General features: G+C 73.4%; 16 protein-coding genes. 13 read left to right on the plus strand and 3 right to left on the minus strand.

Annotated features, from left to right (window positions below):
• Positions 1-4 precede the first annotated feature (4 nt).
• Positions 5-964 carry a MoxR family ATPase gene (locus tag E6G06_05485; GenBank protein ID TML92612.1) on the minus strand — a complete coding sequence of 320 codons (960 nt, stop codon included), beginning with the start codon at positions 962-964 and terminating at the stop codon, positions 5-7.
• Between the two features lie 166 nt (positions 965-1,130).
• Between E6G06_05485 and E6G06_05490 the strand changes: the two genes are divergently transcribed.
• Genes E6G06_05490 through E6G06_05505 form a run of 4 tightly spaced genes read left to right on the plus strand, consistent with a single transcriptional unit; the run spans position 1,131 to position 3,528 of the window.
• Positions 1,131-2,000, plus strand: a complete 870-nt coding sequence (locus E6G06_05490; GenBank protein TML92503.1) for an ROK family protein — start codon at positions 1,131-1,133, stop codon at positions 1,998-2,000.
• 43 nt (positions 2,001-2,043) lie between these two features.
• Positions 2,044-2,301, plus strand: a complete 258-nt coding sequence (locus E6G06_05495) for a hypothetical protein (GenBank protein TML92504.1) — start codon at positions 2,044-2,046, stop codon at positions 2,299-2,301.
• Positions 2,302-2,344: 43 nt separating this feature from the next.
• Positions 2,345-2,854, plus strand: coding sequence for an HNH endonuclease (locus E6G06_05500; protein TML92505.1), 510 nt, complete (start codon positions 2,345-2,347; stop codon positions 2,852-2,854).
• Positions 2,692-3,528 carry a hypothetical protein gene (locus tag E6G06_05505; GenBank protein TML92506.1) on the plus strand — a complete coding sequence of 279 codons (837 nt, stop codon included), beginning with the start codon at positions 2,692-2,694 and terminating at the stop codon, positions 3,526-3,528. Before E6G06_05500 ends, E6G06_05505 begins: the two co-directional genes overlap by 163 nt.
• Before the next feature lie 3 nt (positions 3,529-3,531).
• Here E6G06_05505 and E6G06_05510 read toward each other — a convergent pair whose 3' ends face one another.
• Positions 3,532-4,257, minus strand: a complete 726-nt coding sequence (locus E6G06_05510) for a glutamine amidotransferase (protein ID TML92507.1) — start codon at positions 4,255-4,257, stop codon at positions 3,532-3,534.
• The gene (locus E6G06_05515; protein ID TML92508.1) at positions 4,247-5,551 is read right to left on the minus strand and encodes a DUF1727 domain-containing protein; all 1,305 of its coding nucleotides are present in this window, start codon (positions 5,549-5,551) and stop codon (positions 4,247-4,249) included. The genes E6G06_05510 and E6G06_05515 overlap by 11 nt, the downstream gene beginning before the upstream one ends.
• A 188-nt stretch (positions 5,552-5,739) precedes the next feature.
• Between E6G06_05515 and mraZ the strand changes: the two genes are divergently transcribed.
• From mraZ to ftsW, 9 genes are all read left to right on the plus strand, one after another.
• Entirely contained in the window at positions 5,740-6,159 is a 420-nt protein-coding gene (mraZ, locus tag E6G06_05520; GenBank protein TML92509.1) for a division/cell wall cluster transcriptional repressor MraZ, read from the plus strand.
• Positions 6,160-6,355: 196 nt separating this feature from the next.
• Positions 6,356-7,342 (plus strand): 16S rRNA (cytosine(1402)-N(4))-methyltransferase RsmH, encoded by a 987-nt coding sequence (rsmH, locus tag E6G06_05525; protein ID TML92510.1) that lies wholly within the window; start codon positions 6,356-6,358, stop codon positions 7,340-7,342.
• Positions 7,343-7,367: 25 nt separating this feature from the next.
• Positions 7,368-7,763, plus strand: coding sequence for a hypothetical protein (locus tag E6G06_05530; protein TML92511.1), 396 nt, complete (start codon positions 7,368-7,370; stop codon positions 7,761-7,763).
• Between the two features lie 179 nt (positions 7,764-7,942).
• Entirely contained in the window at positions 7,943-9,718 is a 1,776-nt protein-coding gene (locus E6G06_05535) for a penicillin-binding protein 2 (protein TML92512.1), read from the plus strand.
• 10 nt (positions 9,719-9,728) lie between these two features.
• Positions 9,729-11,123 (plus strand): UDP-N-acetylmuramoyl-L-alanyl-D-glutamate--2,6-diaminopimelate ligase, encoded by a 1,395-nt coding sequence (locus E6G06_05540; protein TML92513.1) that lies wholly within the window; start codon positions 9,729-9,731, stop codon positions 11,121-11,123.
• The gene (locus E6G06_05545) at positions 11,120-12,451 is read left to right on the plus strand and encodes a UDP-N-acetylmuramoyl-tripeptide--D-alanyl-D-alanine ligase (protein ID TML92514.1); all 1,332 of its coding nucleotides are present in this window, start codon (positions 11,120-11,122) and stop codon (positions 12,449-12,451) included. The genes E6G06_05540 and E6G06_05545 overlap by 4 nt, the downstream gene beginning before the upstream one ends.
• Positions 12,436-13,479: a phospho-N-acetylmuramoyl-pentapeptide-transferase gene (locus E6G06_05550; protein TML92515.1), complete on the plus strand. Its 1,044-nt coding sequence runs from the start codon at positions 12,436-12,438 to the stop codon at positions 13,477-13,479. The genes E6G06_05545 and E6G06_05550 overlap by 16 nt, the downstream gene beginning before the upstream one ends.
• Positions 13,476-14,819 carry a UDP-N-acetylmuramoyl-L-alanine--D-glutamate ligase gene (murD, locus tag E6G06_05555; GenBank protein ID TML92613.1) on the plus strand — a complete coding sequence of 448 codons (1,344 nt, stop codon included), beginning with the start codon at positions 13,476-13,478 and terminating at the stop codon, positions 14,817-14,819. The genes E6G06_05550 and murD overlap by 4 nt, the downstream gene beginning before the upstream one ends.
• The gene (gene ftsW, locus E6G06_05560) at positions 14,803-15,957 is read left to right on the plus strand and encodes a putative lipid II flippase FtsW (GenBank protein ID TML92516.1); all 1,155 of its coding nucleotides are present in this window, start codon (positions 14,803-14,805) and stop codon (positions 15,955-15,957) included. Before murD ends, ftsW begins: the two co-directional genes overlap by 17 nt.
• Positions 15,958-16,015 lie beyond the last annotated feature (58 nt).

Genomic DNA, 16,015 nt, shown 5'->3' on the forward strand with positions numbered 1-16,015 from the left:
TCGACTACCCCTGCGCGCTGGCGCGGCCGCTGGGCACCGGCACCCGCCCGAGCACCTCGGTCAGCAGCTCGTTGCGACTGACGCCGCGCATCTGCGCTTCGGGCGTGAGGGCCAGCCGGTGCTCGAGCACGGGTGCCGCGAGCAGCTTGAGGTCGTCGGGCACCACGTAGTCGCGGCCCGACGCGGCGGCACGTGCCCGAGCCGCGCGTTGCAGCCCGAGGGCGGCGCGCGGTGACACGCCGAGGGCGAGGTCGGGATGGTTCCGCGTCGCCTCGGCGAGGTCGACGATGTAGCCCTTCAGGCTGGGCGCGACGTGCACGGACTGAGCCATCGCGATCATCGTCTCGACGTCGGCCACCGTGGCCACGGGTTTCAGGTCGTCGACCACCACGGTCGCGGTGCCGTGCGTGTCGAGGATGGCGATCTCGGCCGTGCGCGCGGGGTAGCCCATGTGGATCCGCATGAGGAAGCGGTCGAGCTGGCTGTCGGGGAGCGGGTAGGTGCCCTCGTGCTCGATCGGGTTCTGGGTCGCGATCACCATGAACGGGGGGTCGAGCCGGTACGTCTTGTTGTCGACGGTGACCTGTCCCTCCTCCATGGCCTCGAGGAGCGCCGACTGGGTCTTGGGCGAGGCGCGGTTGATCTCGTCGCCGAGCACGATGTTGTGGAAGATGCCGCCCGGCCGGAACTCGAACTCGCCCGTCGCCCGGCTGTAGACGGTGACGCCCGTGACGTCGGACGGGAGCAGGTCGGGGGTGAACTGGATGCGCCCCCAGGTGCACTCCAGGCTGGCGGCCAGCGCCTTCGCCAGGCTGGTCTTGCCGACGCCGGGCACGTCCTCGATGAGCAGGTGCCCCTCGGCGACGAGGCAGGTGAACGCGAGCGCGATCGCCTCGTCCTTGCCCTGGATGACACGCGCCACGTTGTCGACGACCGCCTCGAAACGGTCGGAGAACGACGCCACCCCGCGCGCCACGGCCGGCTCCCTGGCCACGCTGGACTCCTCTCCCTCGCCAACGCCCGCGAACGCCACAGGCTACCGTCGCATGAGACGTTCGGTCGCGCCGGAAGGTTCTTTCTGGTGACCCGCGTGACACGCCCGGCTGAGGTTCGCCTGTACGGTCGACGGGGTGGACGTGGCGCTCGCGCTCGACATCGGCGGCACCAAGCTCGCCGCCGGCCTCGTCACCGCGGCGGGAGGGCTGCTGACCTCCGCGACCGCGCCCACACCGGCGTCCACCGACCCCGATGCGGTGTTCGACGTCGTGCTCACGCTGCTCGACGCGGTCCGCGGCCCGGCCGGCTCGACCGACGCCGTGGTCTGCGGTGTCGGTTGCGGGGGACCGATGACCGCCGGCGGGGAGGCCGTGTCGCCGCTGAACATCGGCGCGTGGCGCGACTTCCCGTTGCGGGCCCGGCTCGGCGCGAGCACGGGCCTGCCCACGTTCGTCGACAACGATGCCAAGGCGCTCGCCCTCGGCGAAGGGTGGAAGGGCGCGGCTGCCGGGGCGCGCGACTTCATCGCCATGGTGGTGTCGACGGGTGTCGGCGGCGGGATCGTCCTCGACGGTCGGTTGCTCGACGGCGCCGACGGCAACGCCGGGCACATCGGGCACGTGATCGTCGAGCCCGACGGGAGGCCGTGCGCCTGCGGCGCGCGGGGTTGCCTCGAGGCGGAGGCGTCGGGCCCGAGCATCGCCGCCGCGACCGGGCGCCCCGCCGTCGAGGCGGGGCCCGAGGTGGTGGCGCGCACCGGCCGGCTGGTCGGCCGGGCGGTCGCATCGGTGGCGAACCTGCTCGACCTCCCGCTGGCGGTGGTTGCGGGATCGGTCGCGCTCGGCTTCGGGGCGCCGTTCTTCGCGGCCGCCCAGGAGGAGCTCCACGCGCGTGCCCGGCTCGACTTCTCGCGCCGGGCGCGCATCGTCCCCGCCGGCCTCGGCGGTGACGGCCCGCTCGTGGGTGCGGCCGCGGTGGGATGGCGGAGCGTCGGCCGGTTGTGATGGGGCAGAGACGTTGACTGCCGGGGCGCGCGGCTCTCCCGTGATGGGCGCGGCGTGGCTGGCGCGGGCGGCGGTCGCAGTGCTCGCCCGTCCCGCGCTGTGGGGGGTCGCGGTCGCCCAAGTCGTGCGTCTCGCACAGCCCGGGTGGTGGCGCCGGCGCCCGTTCCTCCCTGTCCCCGACCCCGCCTACCTGCGGTTCCGGCTGCAGACCGCCTATGGCGACCCCGACCGCGAGCCCGTGCCCGCTGACGTCGTTAGCTACCTGCACTGGTGTAGGGGGTTCCGACGGGTCCTGCGGTAACCTCCGCTGCCAATGCACGTCCCACCAGCGCCGGAGTAGCGGCATGGCGAAGGCGCTCGTTCTGAACGCCACCTACGAGCCGCTGTGCGTCGTCCCGGTGCGGCGCGCGGTCGTGCTGGTCCTGAAGGAGAAGGCCGAGGTGCTCCACGCGACCGACGCCGAGCTCCACTCCGAGCGCCGGGCGTTCGCGGTGCCGTCCGTCATCCGGCTGACGTACTTCGTGAAGGTGCCGTTCCGCGCCCGCGCCGCCCTGAGCCGGCGCGCGGTGTTCGTGCGCGACGGCCACCGCTGTCAGTACTGCGGAGCCAACGCGGAGAACATCGACCACATCGTCCCGCGCAGTCGGGGTGGCGAGCATGTGTGGGAGAACGTGGTGGCGGCCTGTCGACCGTGCAACACGCGCAAGGAGGACCGGCTTCTCCACGAGGTCGGCTTCGTCCTCCGGCGCAAGCCCATGGCGCCACGCGAGCTCACCTGGGTCATCGTCGCGGTGGGAACCGTGCACCCCCACTGGGAGCCGTACCTCCAACCGGGCGCCGCGCTGTCCGCTTGACCCGCGCGTGGCGGGTCGAGCGCGCCACCGCACCCGCGGCCGAGCTCGTCGCCCGGCCCGCGCCGCGCACCGCCCGGCGCACGCTGTCGCTGCTCGCGGTGACCGCGCCGGCCGTCGTGCTCGGCAGCACGCAGCCCGACGACGTCGTCGACCGGGCGCGCACCGACTCGGCCGGCCTCGCCGTGGCGCGCCGGCGCAGCGGTGGCGGCGCCGTGCTGGTGCGCCCCGGCGAGCTGCTGTGGGCCGACGTGTTCGTGCCGGCCGGAGACCCGCTCTGGACCGACGACGTCGGACGCGCCTTTCGCTGGTTGGGCCCCGTCTGGACGTCGTCGTTGCGGGCGCTCGGCGTCGATGCGCGCTGGCACGACGGTCCGCTGCGGGAGACGCGGTGGTCGCGCCTCGTGTGCTTCGCAGGCGTCGGCCCCGGCGAGGTGCTGGTCGGCGGGCGCAAGGTCGTGGGCATCTCGCAACGGCGCACGCGCGCGGGCGCACGCTTCCACTGCGCCGCGTTGCGGGCGTGGGACGCACGGGCACTGCTCGCGGTGCTGGCGCTGCCGGACGACGAGCGTGAGGCGGCGGCCGCCGAGCTGCCTTCCGTCGCGACCGGGGTCGGCGTCGAGCTCGAGCAGCTGGAGGCCGCCTTGTCGCGAGAGCTGGCCGCCGCGACGGTGTGACGGCTACCGGCGTTCGCGACTCGCGGCGGTCAGCCGCTCCTTCCTGAGCACCTCGGCCTCGGCGTCGTCGAGTGGCTCGAGGTCGCCGACCACCGACGCGAGGAGGTGATCGGCGAGCGCGGGGTTGCGCGCCAGCACCGGGCCATGGAGGTAGGTGCCGACCACGCGGCCTGCGATCGCCCCCTCGCTGCGGTCGCCCGTGTCGTTCCCCGCGCCCACGACGACCCGCCCGAGCGGGCGCACACCCCTTCCCAGAGCGGTGACGCTCTGGTGGTTCTCGTAACCCGTCAGCCGGGGCACGTCGATGGACGGGTCGGGAACCGTGACGACCTCGCCGACGCGGCGGGCGCCCGTGTCGCGGCTCGTGACGCAGTCGAGCAGGCCGAGCCCGGCGTGGGGCTCGCCGTCGGGACCCACGAACCGGTGGCCCACGACCTGGAAGCCGGCGCACACCGCCAGCAGGGCGGCGCCACCGTCGATGGCGCGGTGCAGGGCCCGACTGGCCGTGAGCTCCCGCGCGGCCAGGGCCTGGGGGCCGTCCTCCCCCCCGCCCATGAGATAGAGCTGGCCCGACTCGGGGACCGGCTCGCCCGCGGTGACCTCGACGATCTCCGCCCGTCGCCCGCGCCAGCGCAGCCGTTGGGCGAGAACGACCGCATTGCCGCCGTCGCCGTAGGTGCCGAGCAGCTCGGGATAGAGCAGCACGACGGTGACCGCCTCAGGGGCCACGGTCGCTCTCCTCTCGCGACCCGCCGCTCCCGACCGCCTTGCGGATCTGCTGGAACGACGAGTAGTTGGCGGCGACGTCAACGTCCACTCCCGCGGCGCTGGCCGGCGCGCTCGCGGCGGCGCAGCGGATCGCCTCGAGCTCGTCCGCGACGAACCGGTGCTCGACCTCCGCGTAGTGGAGGCGCACGGCCAGGTCACGGCCCCGCTCGCCGGTCGCCACCACGAATCGGCCCCGGAGACGCTCGAAGGGCACGTCCCACAGCCACGATGGGTCGCGCCCGTCCTGGATGCGGGCGTTGATTCCCACGACGACCGGGAGCGGCGCGGGCCGCAGCAGGTCGAGCGCCTCCGCCCACCCCGCGGGGTTCTTGGCGAGGAGGAGGCGGGCTCGCACACCGCCGTCCAACGCGACGACCTGGTAGCGCCCGGCCACGTCGGCGACGTCGGCCATCGCGCGCAACGCCGCCTCTGCGTCCGCGCCGGCCTCACGCGCGCCGGCGACGGCCATCGCCGCGTTGGCCCGGTTCGCCCACCCCGGGAGGCTGAGGCGGACGTCGAGGCGCAGGCCGTCGGCGAGCACGAGCGTGTCGCCGTCGAGCCACATGTCGGCCGCCGGGCGCCGGAGGTCGCACACGGAGCACGCCCACCCGTCCTCCGGCGGCTCGTCCCAGAGGATGCGCGCGCCGCATTGGGGACACGACGCCGCGTCGAGCCGCCAGCGCTGACCGGTGCCCACCCACGTGACGCGCGCCGAAGGGCGCGCCGCCCAGGTGACCAGGGGGTCGTCCACGTTGGCCACGACGTGCGTCGCCGGTGAGCCCGCGAGCGCGGCCCGCCACCGCTGCGCGTGCATGCGCACCTCGCCGGTGCGGTCGAGCTGGTCACGGCTGAGGTTCAGCAGCAGCACGACTGCGGGGTGCACGGCCGCGACGGCCTGGGGCAGCAGGCCCTCGTCGACCTCGAGCACGGCCGCCGCGCCCGCCGGGTGACGCGCCAGCGCGCTCACCAGCCCGCTCACGAGGTTGGCCCCGGCCGCGTTGGTCGTGACCGGGCCTCGCGCGCGCATCGCCGCCGTGAGCAGCCGGGTCGTCGTCGTCTTGCCGTTCGTGCCGGTGACCAGCGCGACGACCTGGCCCGCCGCGAGCCGCTCGAGCGCCCGCGGGTCGATCGCGAGCATCACCCGCCCACCGATCACCGACCCGCCGCCGGCGCGCGCCCGACGCGACACCTCGGCCACCGCCCGACCCGCGAGGGCGGCGGCGCGCGTGCGAACGGGCAGGGCGCGGTGGGGCAAAAGGGGTTGACTGGGTGGAGTGTGGGGGCTTATGGTGGGCCGAAGTGGTGACAGGTGGAGGGGATTCGGGCGTCGGGGGGTCAGGTGCGCAGTCGGTGCGGCAGATGGTGGAGCAGACGGTGGGGCGGTGGGGCTGGACGGGCTCCCCGCACGACGCCGCCGGGAACGGCGCGGGTTAGGCGCCCGTCGTGTTCCTCGGTGAGAACCGTCACGCCGTCGATGATAAGGGGCGGGTCATCCTCCCGTCCCAGTACCGCGACGAGCTCCAGGGCGGCGCGGTGATGACCAAGGAGGTCGACGGCTGCATCGCCGTCTGGCCGCTCGAGGACTTCGAGGCCCGCGCCCAGGAGATGGCCCAGATGCGGCGCACCGGCGAGCAGCGCACGCGTGCAGGAGTGCGGAACTTCTTCGCAACCGCCGAGCGCCGCGAGCTCGACCGGCAGGGCCGCATCGCCATCCCGCCCAGCCTGCGTGCCTTCGCCGGCCTCCAGCGCGACGTCGTCATCAGCGGTCAGTTCGACCGCATCGAGATCTGGGACGTCGAGCGCTGGCAACAGCGCGAGGAGTCGGGTGACGAGGTGCTGGTCGAAGGTCCGAGTCGCATCTGACGAGGAGGAAGTCGCCAAGAGCGAGCAGACACCGCGCGCACAGCGACGCGCGTACAACAGAGACGAGTGGGACGTGGGAACGTCCGCTCATGCGCAACCCCCCGGTCGGCGAGGTGGAAAGGCCCCTACTCCGCCCGCTTTCCATCAGATCGATCGGGGCACACATCCCGACGGTGTCGCGGCCGGGGGGTTGCGGATGAGCGAGGCGTTCCTCCACCGGCCGGTGATGGTCGACGAGGTCGTCGAGATCATGCGGACGGTGCCTCCGGGCGTGGTGGTCGATGCGACCGTCGGCGCAGGCGGCCACGCACGGGCGCTCCTCGAGGCCCGGTCCGACCTGCGGCTGGTCGGCCTCGACCGTGACGGCGAGGCCGTCGACGCGGCAACGGGAGCGCTGGCCGGCTTCGCGGACAGGGTGGTCCTCCGCCGGCGCCCGTTCGACGAGATCACGACGACGTTGCAGGAGCTTGGACATGAGACGGGGACAGGTGGGGACATCAGCGGTGCGCTGTTCGATCTGGGAGTCAGCTCCCCACAGCTCGATCGACCCGAGCGCGGCTTCAGCTACCGGGCGGACGGGCCCCTCGACATGCGCATGGACGTCCGGCAGTCGCTCACCGCGGCCGATGTCGTCAACGGCTACGCCGAGGACCAGCTGTCCCGCGTGCTGTACGAGCACGGTGGCGAGCGCTTCGCCCGCCGCCTGGCGCGCGCCATCGTCGCCGCTCGCCCGCTCGACGGGACCGGGGAGCTGGTCGAGGTGATCCGCGCCACCATCCCCGCACCGGCGCGCCGGCGCGGTGGACACCCCGCCAAGCGGACGTTCCAGGCCGTCCGCATCGAGGTGAACGGCGAGCTGCGGCTCCTGCCCGATGCCATCGATCAGGCGATCGACGTGCTCGTGCCCGGCGGCCGGTGCGCCGTCCTCGCCTACCACTCCGGTGAGGACCGCATCGTCAAGCAGCGCTTCACCCGCGCCGCCACCGGCGGCTGCAGCTGTCCGCCCGGCCTTCCCTGCGTGTGCGGGGCGCAGGCCACGGTCCGCCTCCTGGGCCGCCGCGCCCGACGCCCGTCGGCCGCGGAGGTCGCCGCCAACCGGCGCAGCGAGAGCGCACGCCTGCGCGCGTGCGAGAAGCTCCCCGTGGCGCAGGCCGAGCCCGGTCCCGACGGGGACGCCGCATGAGGTTCCGCGGCCGGTGCCACCCGTCATGAGTGAGTACCGGAGCGCGGCGGTCGCGGCCGAGCGCGCGCTGCATCCGGCGGGGACGGCGCGTCCGCAGCCTGACCTGCGCATCGTCGGTGACGAGCCGGGCGCGGGTGCGCGCCGCCGCCGCCGGCGGCTGGCGGTATCGGCGGTGGTGCTGCTCGTGTGTGCATCGCTCTTCGGGGTGGTGGCCTTCCACGTCGTGCTCACCGAGGGTCAGCTCGACCTCGAGCGCCTGCGTTCGCAGACGTCGTCGGAGGAGGCGCGCAACGCGCGGCTCCGCCTCTCTGTCGCGGAGCTCGAGTCGCCGGGGTGGATCGTGGCCGCGGCCCGCCAGCAGGGCATGGTGCCGCCCGCCGGCGTGACCTATCTGTCACCGGGGCCCCCGGGCTCCCGGTGACCGACGCGACCCGCACCCGCCGGTCGCCACCGCTCCGCCCCGCGGCCCGGCCGCTGCCGCGGACACGTCCCCTGCCGCGGACCAGGTCGCACCCGGGCGCGCCTCGGCGTGCAGGTGGCCATCCCGGGACGAGGCACTCGTCGGTCCCGCGGCGGCGCCTCGTCGTCCTCCTCGTCGTGATGGCGCTGGCCTTCGCCGCGATCGCCGTGCGGCTGACGCTGGTGCAGGGGGTGTCGTGGCGGCAGTACGCGGACCTGGGCGCGTCGCAGCGGTTGCGGCGAGTGCAGCTGCCCGCCGAGCGCGGCTCCGTGCTCGACCGCAACGGCGCCGCGCTCGCCATGACGATGCCTCAGCGCACGGTGTGGGCCAACCCTCGCCTCGTCACCGATCCCGCGGCGGAGGCGCGCGCGCTGGCGCCGGTGCTCGGGGCGGACGAAGGCGTGCTCCGCGACCGCCTGAGCTCGAGCACCACGTTCACCTACCTGGCCCGCAAGGTGGACGACACCGTCGCCAACCGCGTCGCCGCGCTGCGACTGCCTGGCATCGCCTTCCTCCACGAGCCGAAGCGCTTCCAACCCGCGGGCGACCTCGCCGCCACCCTGCTCGGCCAGGTCGGCGTGGACAACAACGGCCTCACCGGGCTCGAGCTGCAGTTCGAGCACCGGCTCAAGGGCAGCCCGGGGGACCTCCTCGTCGAGCGCGACCCGAGCGGACGGGAGATCGCGTCCGGCGTGCGCGAGCACCGGCCGTCGAGGCGCGGCGACGACCTCGTGCTCACCCTCGACCGCTCCCTCCAGTACGAGACCGAGCAGGCGCTCGCGTCCAAGATCCAGGAGAGCGCGGCGAAGGGCGGGACCGCCATCGTGATGGACCCGCGCAACGGTGAGGTGCTGGCGATGGCCAGCCTGGTGGCCGGCGCTCCGGGAACGCCCGCGCGGCCGGCCGCGAACAACCTCGGCGTGACGAGCGTCTACGAACCGGGCTCGGTGAACAAGGTCATCACGATCGCGGCCGCGCTCCAGGAAGGCGTCGTGCGGGCCACTGACAAGTTCGTCGTGCCGGACCACATGAACGTGGGCGGGAGCCGGTTCGTGGACCACGACCAACACGAGCCCAAGAGCTGGACCGTCACCGACATCGTCGCCAACTCGTCGAACATCGGCACGATCATGATCGGCAAGGACCTCGGCAAGCAGCGTCTGGACCGCTACCTGCGCGCGTTCGGCCTCGGGACACGGACCGCGCTGCACTTCCCGGGTGAATCCGCGGGACTGCTGATCGCGCCCGACGCCTGGACGGGGCCGTCGATCGGCACCGTGCCCATCGGACAGGGTCTGGCGGTGACCGCGCTGCAGATGCTCGGGGCGTACAACACCGTGGCCAACGGCGGGATCTACGTGGCGCCCAAGCTGGTGAAGCGCACCGTCGACACGCACGGCGTCTCGCACGAGACCAAGCCCTCGGCGCGCCACCGGGTGGTGTCGGCGCGCACCGCGCAACAGGTGACGGCCATGCTGACCGAGGTGACGCGCGTCGGCACGGGAACCCAGGCGCAGATCAAGGGCTACTCGGTCGCGGGCAAGACCGGGACGGCGAAGAAGCCCAGGGAGGGCGGCGGCGGCTACCAGGAGGGCGCCTACGTGGCCACGTTCGCGGGGTTCGTTCCCGCCGAGGCGCCGCGCCTTTCGGCGATCGTCGTCCTCGACGAGCCGACGCACGGGTACTACGGGGGCACGGTGTCGGCCCCGACGTTCGCCGAGGTCACGCAGTACGCGCTCCGCCTGTTCCGGGTGCCTCCTCCCGGTCCGCTCCCCGCGCCCGCCCCTGCCGCCGCGGTTCCCCCGCTCGCCGACCCCTTCAGCAAGGACCTCGACGTCGAGCCCCCTCCCGCGACGACCGTTGCCGCCGTCCCCACTACGCTCGCGGCGTTCCCGTCGCCACCCGTACGTCCCTAGGAACTGCGCTGTGCGACTCGACCGGCTGCTCGGCGACGTCGAGGTGATCGACCTTCGCGGTGATTCGACGCTCGAGGTGACTGCGGTCAGCTACGACTCGCGAGCCGTGCACCCGGGCGCGCTGTTCTGCTGCGTGCGAGGCGAGCGCGTCGACGGGCACGACCACGCGCGTGCCGCGGTGTCGGCCGGCGCGGTGGCGCTCCTCTGTGAGCGCGTCCTGCCGGTCGACGTGCCACAGGTCGTCGTGGCCGACGTGCGCACGGCCATGGCAAATGCCGCCGCCGCCTTCCACGATCACCCGTCGCGCGCGTTGGAGGTCGTCGGCGTCACGGGCACTAACGGCAAGACCACGACCACGCATCTCCTGCGCGCTGTCCTCGAGGCCGACGGGCGCCGTACCGGGCTCATCGGCACCCTGACCGGGGCGCGCACCACGCCCGAGGCTCCCGACCTGCAGGCCCAGCTGGCGCAACTGCGCGACGACGGCCATCGCGCGGTGGCCATGGAGGTCTCGTCGCACGCGCTCGCGCAGCATCGCGTCGACGCGACCTGGTTCGCCGTCGCCGTCTTCACCAACCTCAGCCAGGACCACCTCGACTACCACCGCACGATGGAGGCCTACTTCCAGGCGAAGGCGCGTCTGTTCGAGGCGGCCCGCACGGCCAGGGCCGTCGTCAACACCGACGATCCCCACGGTCGCATCCTCCTCGACGCAGCCGTCGTGCCGACGCGCGGCTACTCGATGGCCGATGCGGTCGACCTCGACGTGGGGCCGCGCGGCAGCGCGTTCCGGTGGGAGGGCGAGCCGGTGCAGCTCCGGCTCGGGGGGGCGTTCAACGTGAGCAACGCGCTGGCGGCGGCCGCCGCCGCCCGCGAGCTCGGGGTCGGGGCGTCGACCGTCGCGGCCGGGCTGTCCTCCGTCGCGTCCGTCCCCGGCCGCTTCGAGATCGTTGAGGCGGGTCAGCCGTTCACGGTCGTGGTCGACTACGCCCACACGCCGGCGGGCCTCGAGCTCCTCTTGTCCGATGGACGGCGGAGCGCGGCGCCTGGCGCGCGCGTCATCGTCGTGTTCGGATGCGGAGGCGAACGCGACCGCGACAAGCGCCCGCTCATGGGCGCGGTCGCCACGCGTGACGCCGACGTCGCCGTGTTGACCTCGGACAACCCCCGGCGCGAGGACCCGGCGGCGATCATCGCCGACGTGCGTTCGGGCGTGACCGGCACCGGGACGCTGCGCGTCGAGCCCGATCGGCGCGCCGCCATCCGGCTCGCCTTCGCACAGGCCCACAAGGGCGACGTCGTGCTGATCGCAGGCAAGGGTCACGAGACCACCCAGGTGGTCGGCAGTCGCGAGCTCCCGTTCGACGACCGTACGGTCGCGCGCGAGGAGCTGTCCGCCCGGTGAAGACGCGCGCCGCGCACGTCGCAGAGATCGTCGGTGGCACCCTGTACGGCCCCGACGCCGAGGTCGACGGGGCGACCATCGACTCCCGTGCCGTGCGCGGGGGAGAGCTTTTCGTGCCGGTCGCGGCGGCGCGCGACGGTCACGACTTCATCGCGTCGGCGTTGCAGGCGGGCGCGAGCGCGTACCTCACGGCGCGCCCTGCCGGCGCAGGATCGGCGATCGCGGTGCTCGACACGGTCGCCGCGCTGAGCACGCTCGGAGGCTGGGCCCGTGGCCGCCTGCCCGACCGCGTCGTGGGGATCACGGGATCGACGGGCAAGACGTCCACCAAGGACCTCCTCGCCGCCGTGCTCCGCCGCGGCCACGTGGTCACCGTCAGCCCGCAGTCGTTCAACAACGAGCTCGGCGTGCCCCTCACGCTGCTGAACGCGCCCGGCGGCACCGACATCACGGTGGTCGAGATGGGCGCGCGCCGCGCCGGCCACATCGCACAGCTGTGCGAGCTCGCCCGCCCGACCGTTGGTGTCGTGACCAACGTGGGGCTGGCCCACACCTCGACCTTCGGGTCGATCGAGGCCGTCGCCCGCGCCAAGGGTGAGCTCCCCGCGGCGTTGCCGCCCGGCGGCACCGCCGTCCTCAACGCGGACGACGACCGCGTGGTGGCCATGAAGGGCGCCACGTCGGCATCGGTGCTCACCTACGGGCGCGACGCGGGCGATGTGCGTGCCACCGGGGTCTCCCTCGACGGCGAGTTGCAGCCGTCGTTCCGCCTGCTCACCGCATGGGGCGACGCCGACGTGCGCCTGCTCGCGCGCGGGGCCCACCAGGTGTCGAACGCGCTCGCAGCGGCCGCGGCCGCGCTCGCGCTCGACGTCGCCCTCGACGACGTGGCGGCGGGACTGGGCGCAGCCGAGCTGTCCGCGTGGCGCATGGAGCTGTCGCGCGCGCCGTCCGGCGCGATCGTCGTCAACGACGCGTACAACGCCAACCCGCAGTCCACCGAGGCCGCGCTGCGCGCCCTCGCCCGCATCGACGCCGACCGGCGGGTCGCGGTCCTCGGCCCGATGCTCGAGCTGGGCGAGGTGTCGGTGCGCGAGCACCGGCGCATCGGCGAGCTGGCCGGCTTGCTCGGCATTGCCGTGATCACGGTCAACGCACCCGACTATGGCGGTGACGACGTTGCCGACGTCGATGCTGCGCGGGAGCGCCTCGGCCGGCTGGGACCGGGCGATGCCGTGCTCGTGAAGGCCAGCCGCGCCGCCGGGCTCGAACGTCTGGCCCACGCGCTCGTCGTCGAGGAAGAGGAGTCGCGGTGGTCGCGCTCCTGATCGCCGCGAGCATGGGCCTGCTCGTCACGTTGGTGGGCACCCCCGTGCTGATCCGCGCGTTCCAGGCGCGCGGCATCGGTCAGCAGATCCGCGATGACGGGCCCGAGGGCCACGCCACCAAGGCGGGCACGCCGACCATGGGCGGCCTGATGGTGGTGCTGGCCGCCATCGTCGGCTACGCCGCCGCGCACGTGCCGCGCCTGTTCACGAGCAAGGGCGCCACGTTCACCGCCGCGGGGTTCTTCGTCCTGATGGCCATCGTCGGCTCGGGGATCGTGGGGATGATCGACGACTGGGCCAGCGTGCGGAACCAGCGCAGCCTCGGCCTCAACAAGCGGGCCAAGCTGGCGGGACAGCTGATCGTGGCGACGACCTTCGCGTTCCTCGCCGTGTACCGGGCGAAGGTGCTCGTGGAGCTGTCGTTCACCCGCTCGATCAACCTGCACCTCGCGGTGGGGGCGTACATCCTCTGGGCGGTCATCATCATCGTGGCGACGTCGAACGCGGTGAACCTCACCGACGGCCTCGACGGCCTCGCGGCGGGGTCCGCCACCTTCGCCTTCGCCGCGTTCGTGTTCATCGGTTTCTGGGAGTTCCGCCACCCCGACGTCTACGGCGTCGGCCCCGCGCTCGACCTCGCCCTCGTGGCCGCGGCGATGGCGGGCGCGTGCACCGGCTTCCTCTGGTGGAACGCGGCACCCGCGCGCGTGTTCATGGGCGACACGGGCGCGCTCGCCCTCGGCGCGGGCCTGGGCGCGCTCGCGCTGGGCACCAACACGCAGCTGCTCCTCCCCATCGTCGGCGGTCTGTTCGTGATGGTCACCCTCTCCGTGGTGATCCAGGTCGTCGCCTTCCGCTTCTTCCATCGTCGGGTCTTCCGCATGGCACCGATCCATCACCACTTCGAGCTCGTGGGCTGGCCCGAGACGACGGTCATCGTGCGCTTCTGGATCCTCTCGGGCCTGTGCACCGCGCTGGCCATCGGGATCTTCTACGCCGACTTCCTCACCACCGGGGCGATCGACTGACCCGGCGTGCTCTCGTGGTGGGGTTCGGCGTGAGCGGACGGGCCGTGACGCGCGCGCTGCTGCAGCGCGGCACGCACGTGACCGTCGTCGACGACCGACCCGGCGCCGACACGCGTGCGGTTGCGGCCGACCTCGGTGTCGAGCTGGTCGAGGCGCCCGGGCGCGATGCCCTGGCCGGCCTGGTGGCGGGCGTCGACCTCGTCGTCCCCAGCCCCGGTGTGCGATTCGACCACCCGGTCTTCGCGCTCGCGAGCGAAGCGGCGACGGCGGTGCGGGGCGAGCTCGAGCTGGCTTCGCAGTGGGCCGGCCGGCCCTTCGTCGCCGTCACCGGCACCAACGGCAAGACGACCGTCACCACGCTCGTCACCGAGATGCTGCTGGCGTCGGGGGTGCGTGCGGTGGCCGCGGGCAACATCGGTCTCGCGCTGTCCGACGCGGTCTCGTCCGACGCGGACGTGCTCGTCGTCGAGGCTTCTTCGTTCCAGCTCCAGCTGACCGACACCTTCCGTCCGACGATCTCGGTGTGGCTCAACGCGGCACCCGACCACCTCGACATCCACGGGACGTTCGCGGCCTACACCGCGGCCAAGGCGCGGATCTGGGCCAACCAGGGTGACGGCGACGTGGCGGTGGTCAACGCCGATGACGCCGTCGTCACGCAGGCGGCGCGCTCGGCCCACGCGGGCCGGGTCGTCACGTTCGGTCGCGATCACGGCGACTACCACGTGAGTGGGGGAGCGCTCCGCACACCCGAGGGTCACGAGATCGCCACGCTCGCGGCGCTGGGGCGCGTGCTGCCTCACGAGGTGAGCAACGCGCTCGCCGCGAGCGCAGCTGCGATCAGCGCGGGGGCGACGGTCGAGGGTGTCCATCGCGCCCTGCTCGACTTCCGCACCCTCCCCCACCGGCTGACCCTGGTCGGCGAGGCTGGTGGGGTGCAGTGGTACGACGATTCGAAGGCGACCAACCCGCACGCCGCGCTCGCGGCCGTCGACGGGTTCGACTCGGTGGTGTTGATCGCGGGCGGGCAGAACAAGGGCCTCGACCTGCGTGCGCTGACGCAGTCCGCCGACCGTGTGCGCGCCGTCGTCGCGATCGGCGAGGCCGCGGCCGAGGTCGAGGTCGCGTTTCGCGCCGTGCGGCCCGTAGAACGCGCCGGGTCGATGCGGGACGCAGTGAGCCGAGCGGCCGCGCTGGCCCGCCCCGGCGACGCCGTGCTGTTGTCGCCGGGCTGCGCATCGTTCGACTGGTACGACAGCTACAGCGCGCGGGGCGACGATTTCGCGCGCGCGGTGCGCGAGCTGTTCGACGACGAGGGAGCCCATGGCCGCGCGGGTTGAGCAACGGCGTGCCCGCGTGCGCCCCGCGGTCGCGCCGCGCCCGGCGTCCCGGCGTCCTCGCACCTCCTGGCTGCTGCTCGGCCTCGTGGCGGCGCTCGACGTCATCGGCCTGGTGATGGTGCTGTCGGCGTCGTCGGTGAACGCGCTACGGGTCTACGGCAGCGCCTGGATCTTCTTCGAGCGCCAGCTGCTCTGGGTCGGTGTCGGCGCGCTTCTCCTGGTGGTCACCATGCGCGTCGACTACCGCGTCTGGCGCCGGCTCGTGGTCCCCCTGCTGCTCCTCACGGTGACGCTCCTGGTGCTCGTGCTGGTGCCGGGCTTCGGCATCTCGGTCGGCGGCTCCGCCCGCTGGCTGGGCGTCGGCTTCCTCAGGGTCCAGCCGTCGGAGCTCGCCAAGCTCGCCGTGATCGTCTTCGCGGCCGATGTCCTCACCCGGCGCGCCGACCACATGCGTTCGACGCGGTTGACCGTCGTCCCCGTGCTGCTCGTGTTCAGCATCATCGCGCTCCTCGTCCTGGTGCAGCCCGACCTCGGCACCACGCTCGTCCTCGCGTGCATCGTCATGGCGGTGTTGTTCATCGCGGGCGTTCCGCTCCACACCATGGCGGCCGTCGCCGCTCTCGCGGGCGTGACGACATCGCTCGCGGGGATGACGAAGAGCTACCGGCGCGGTCGCCTGCTGTGCTTCCTCCACCCCGCGAGCGACCCGGGGAACGCGTGCTACCAGCTGCGCCAGTCGCTCGTCGGGCTCGGCTCCGGCCACGTCATGGGCGTGGGCCTGGGCGCGAGCCGGGCCAAGTGGGGCTTCCTGCCCAACGCCCACACCGACTTCATCTTCGCCATCATCGGAGAAGAGGTGGGCCTGATCGGCAGCCTGTTCGTGGCGGGCCTGTTCGTCGCGTTCGCGGTGCTCGGCGTGCGCGCCGCCAGCCGGGCGCCCGACCACTTCGGTGCGCTGCTCGCCGGAGGCATCACCGCGTGGGTGGTGGGTCAGGCGTTCATCAACATCGGCGCGGCGATCGGCACCCTGCCGGTCACCGGTGTGCCCCTGCCGTTCGTCAGCTTCGGTGGCTCCTCGCTCGTGATCGCGATGGCGGCCAGCGGCATCCTCATCAACGTCGCGCGCCAGTCCCGCTAGCGGGCAACTAGTGCCCTGACCGGCAACGTCTGCCGCGTCTCGCCGGCCAGTTGACGCC

Source organism: Actinomycetota bacterium, from assembly GCA_005888325.1.
GTDB lineage: Bacteria > Actinomycetota > Acidimicrobiia > Acidimicrobiales > AC-14 > AC-14.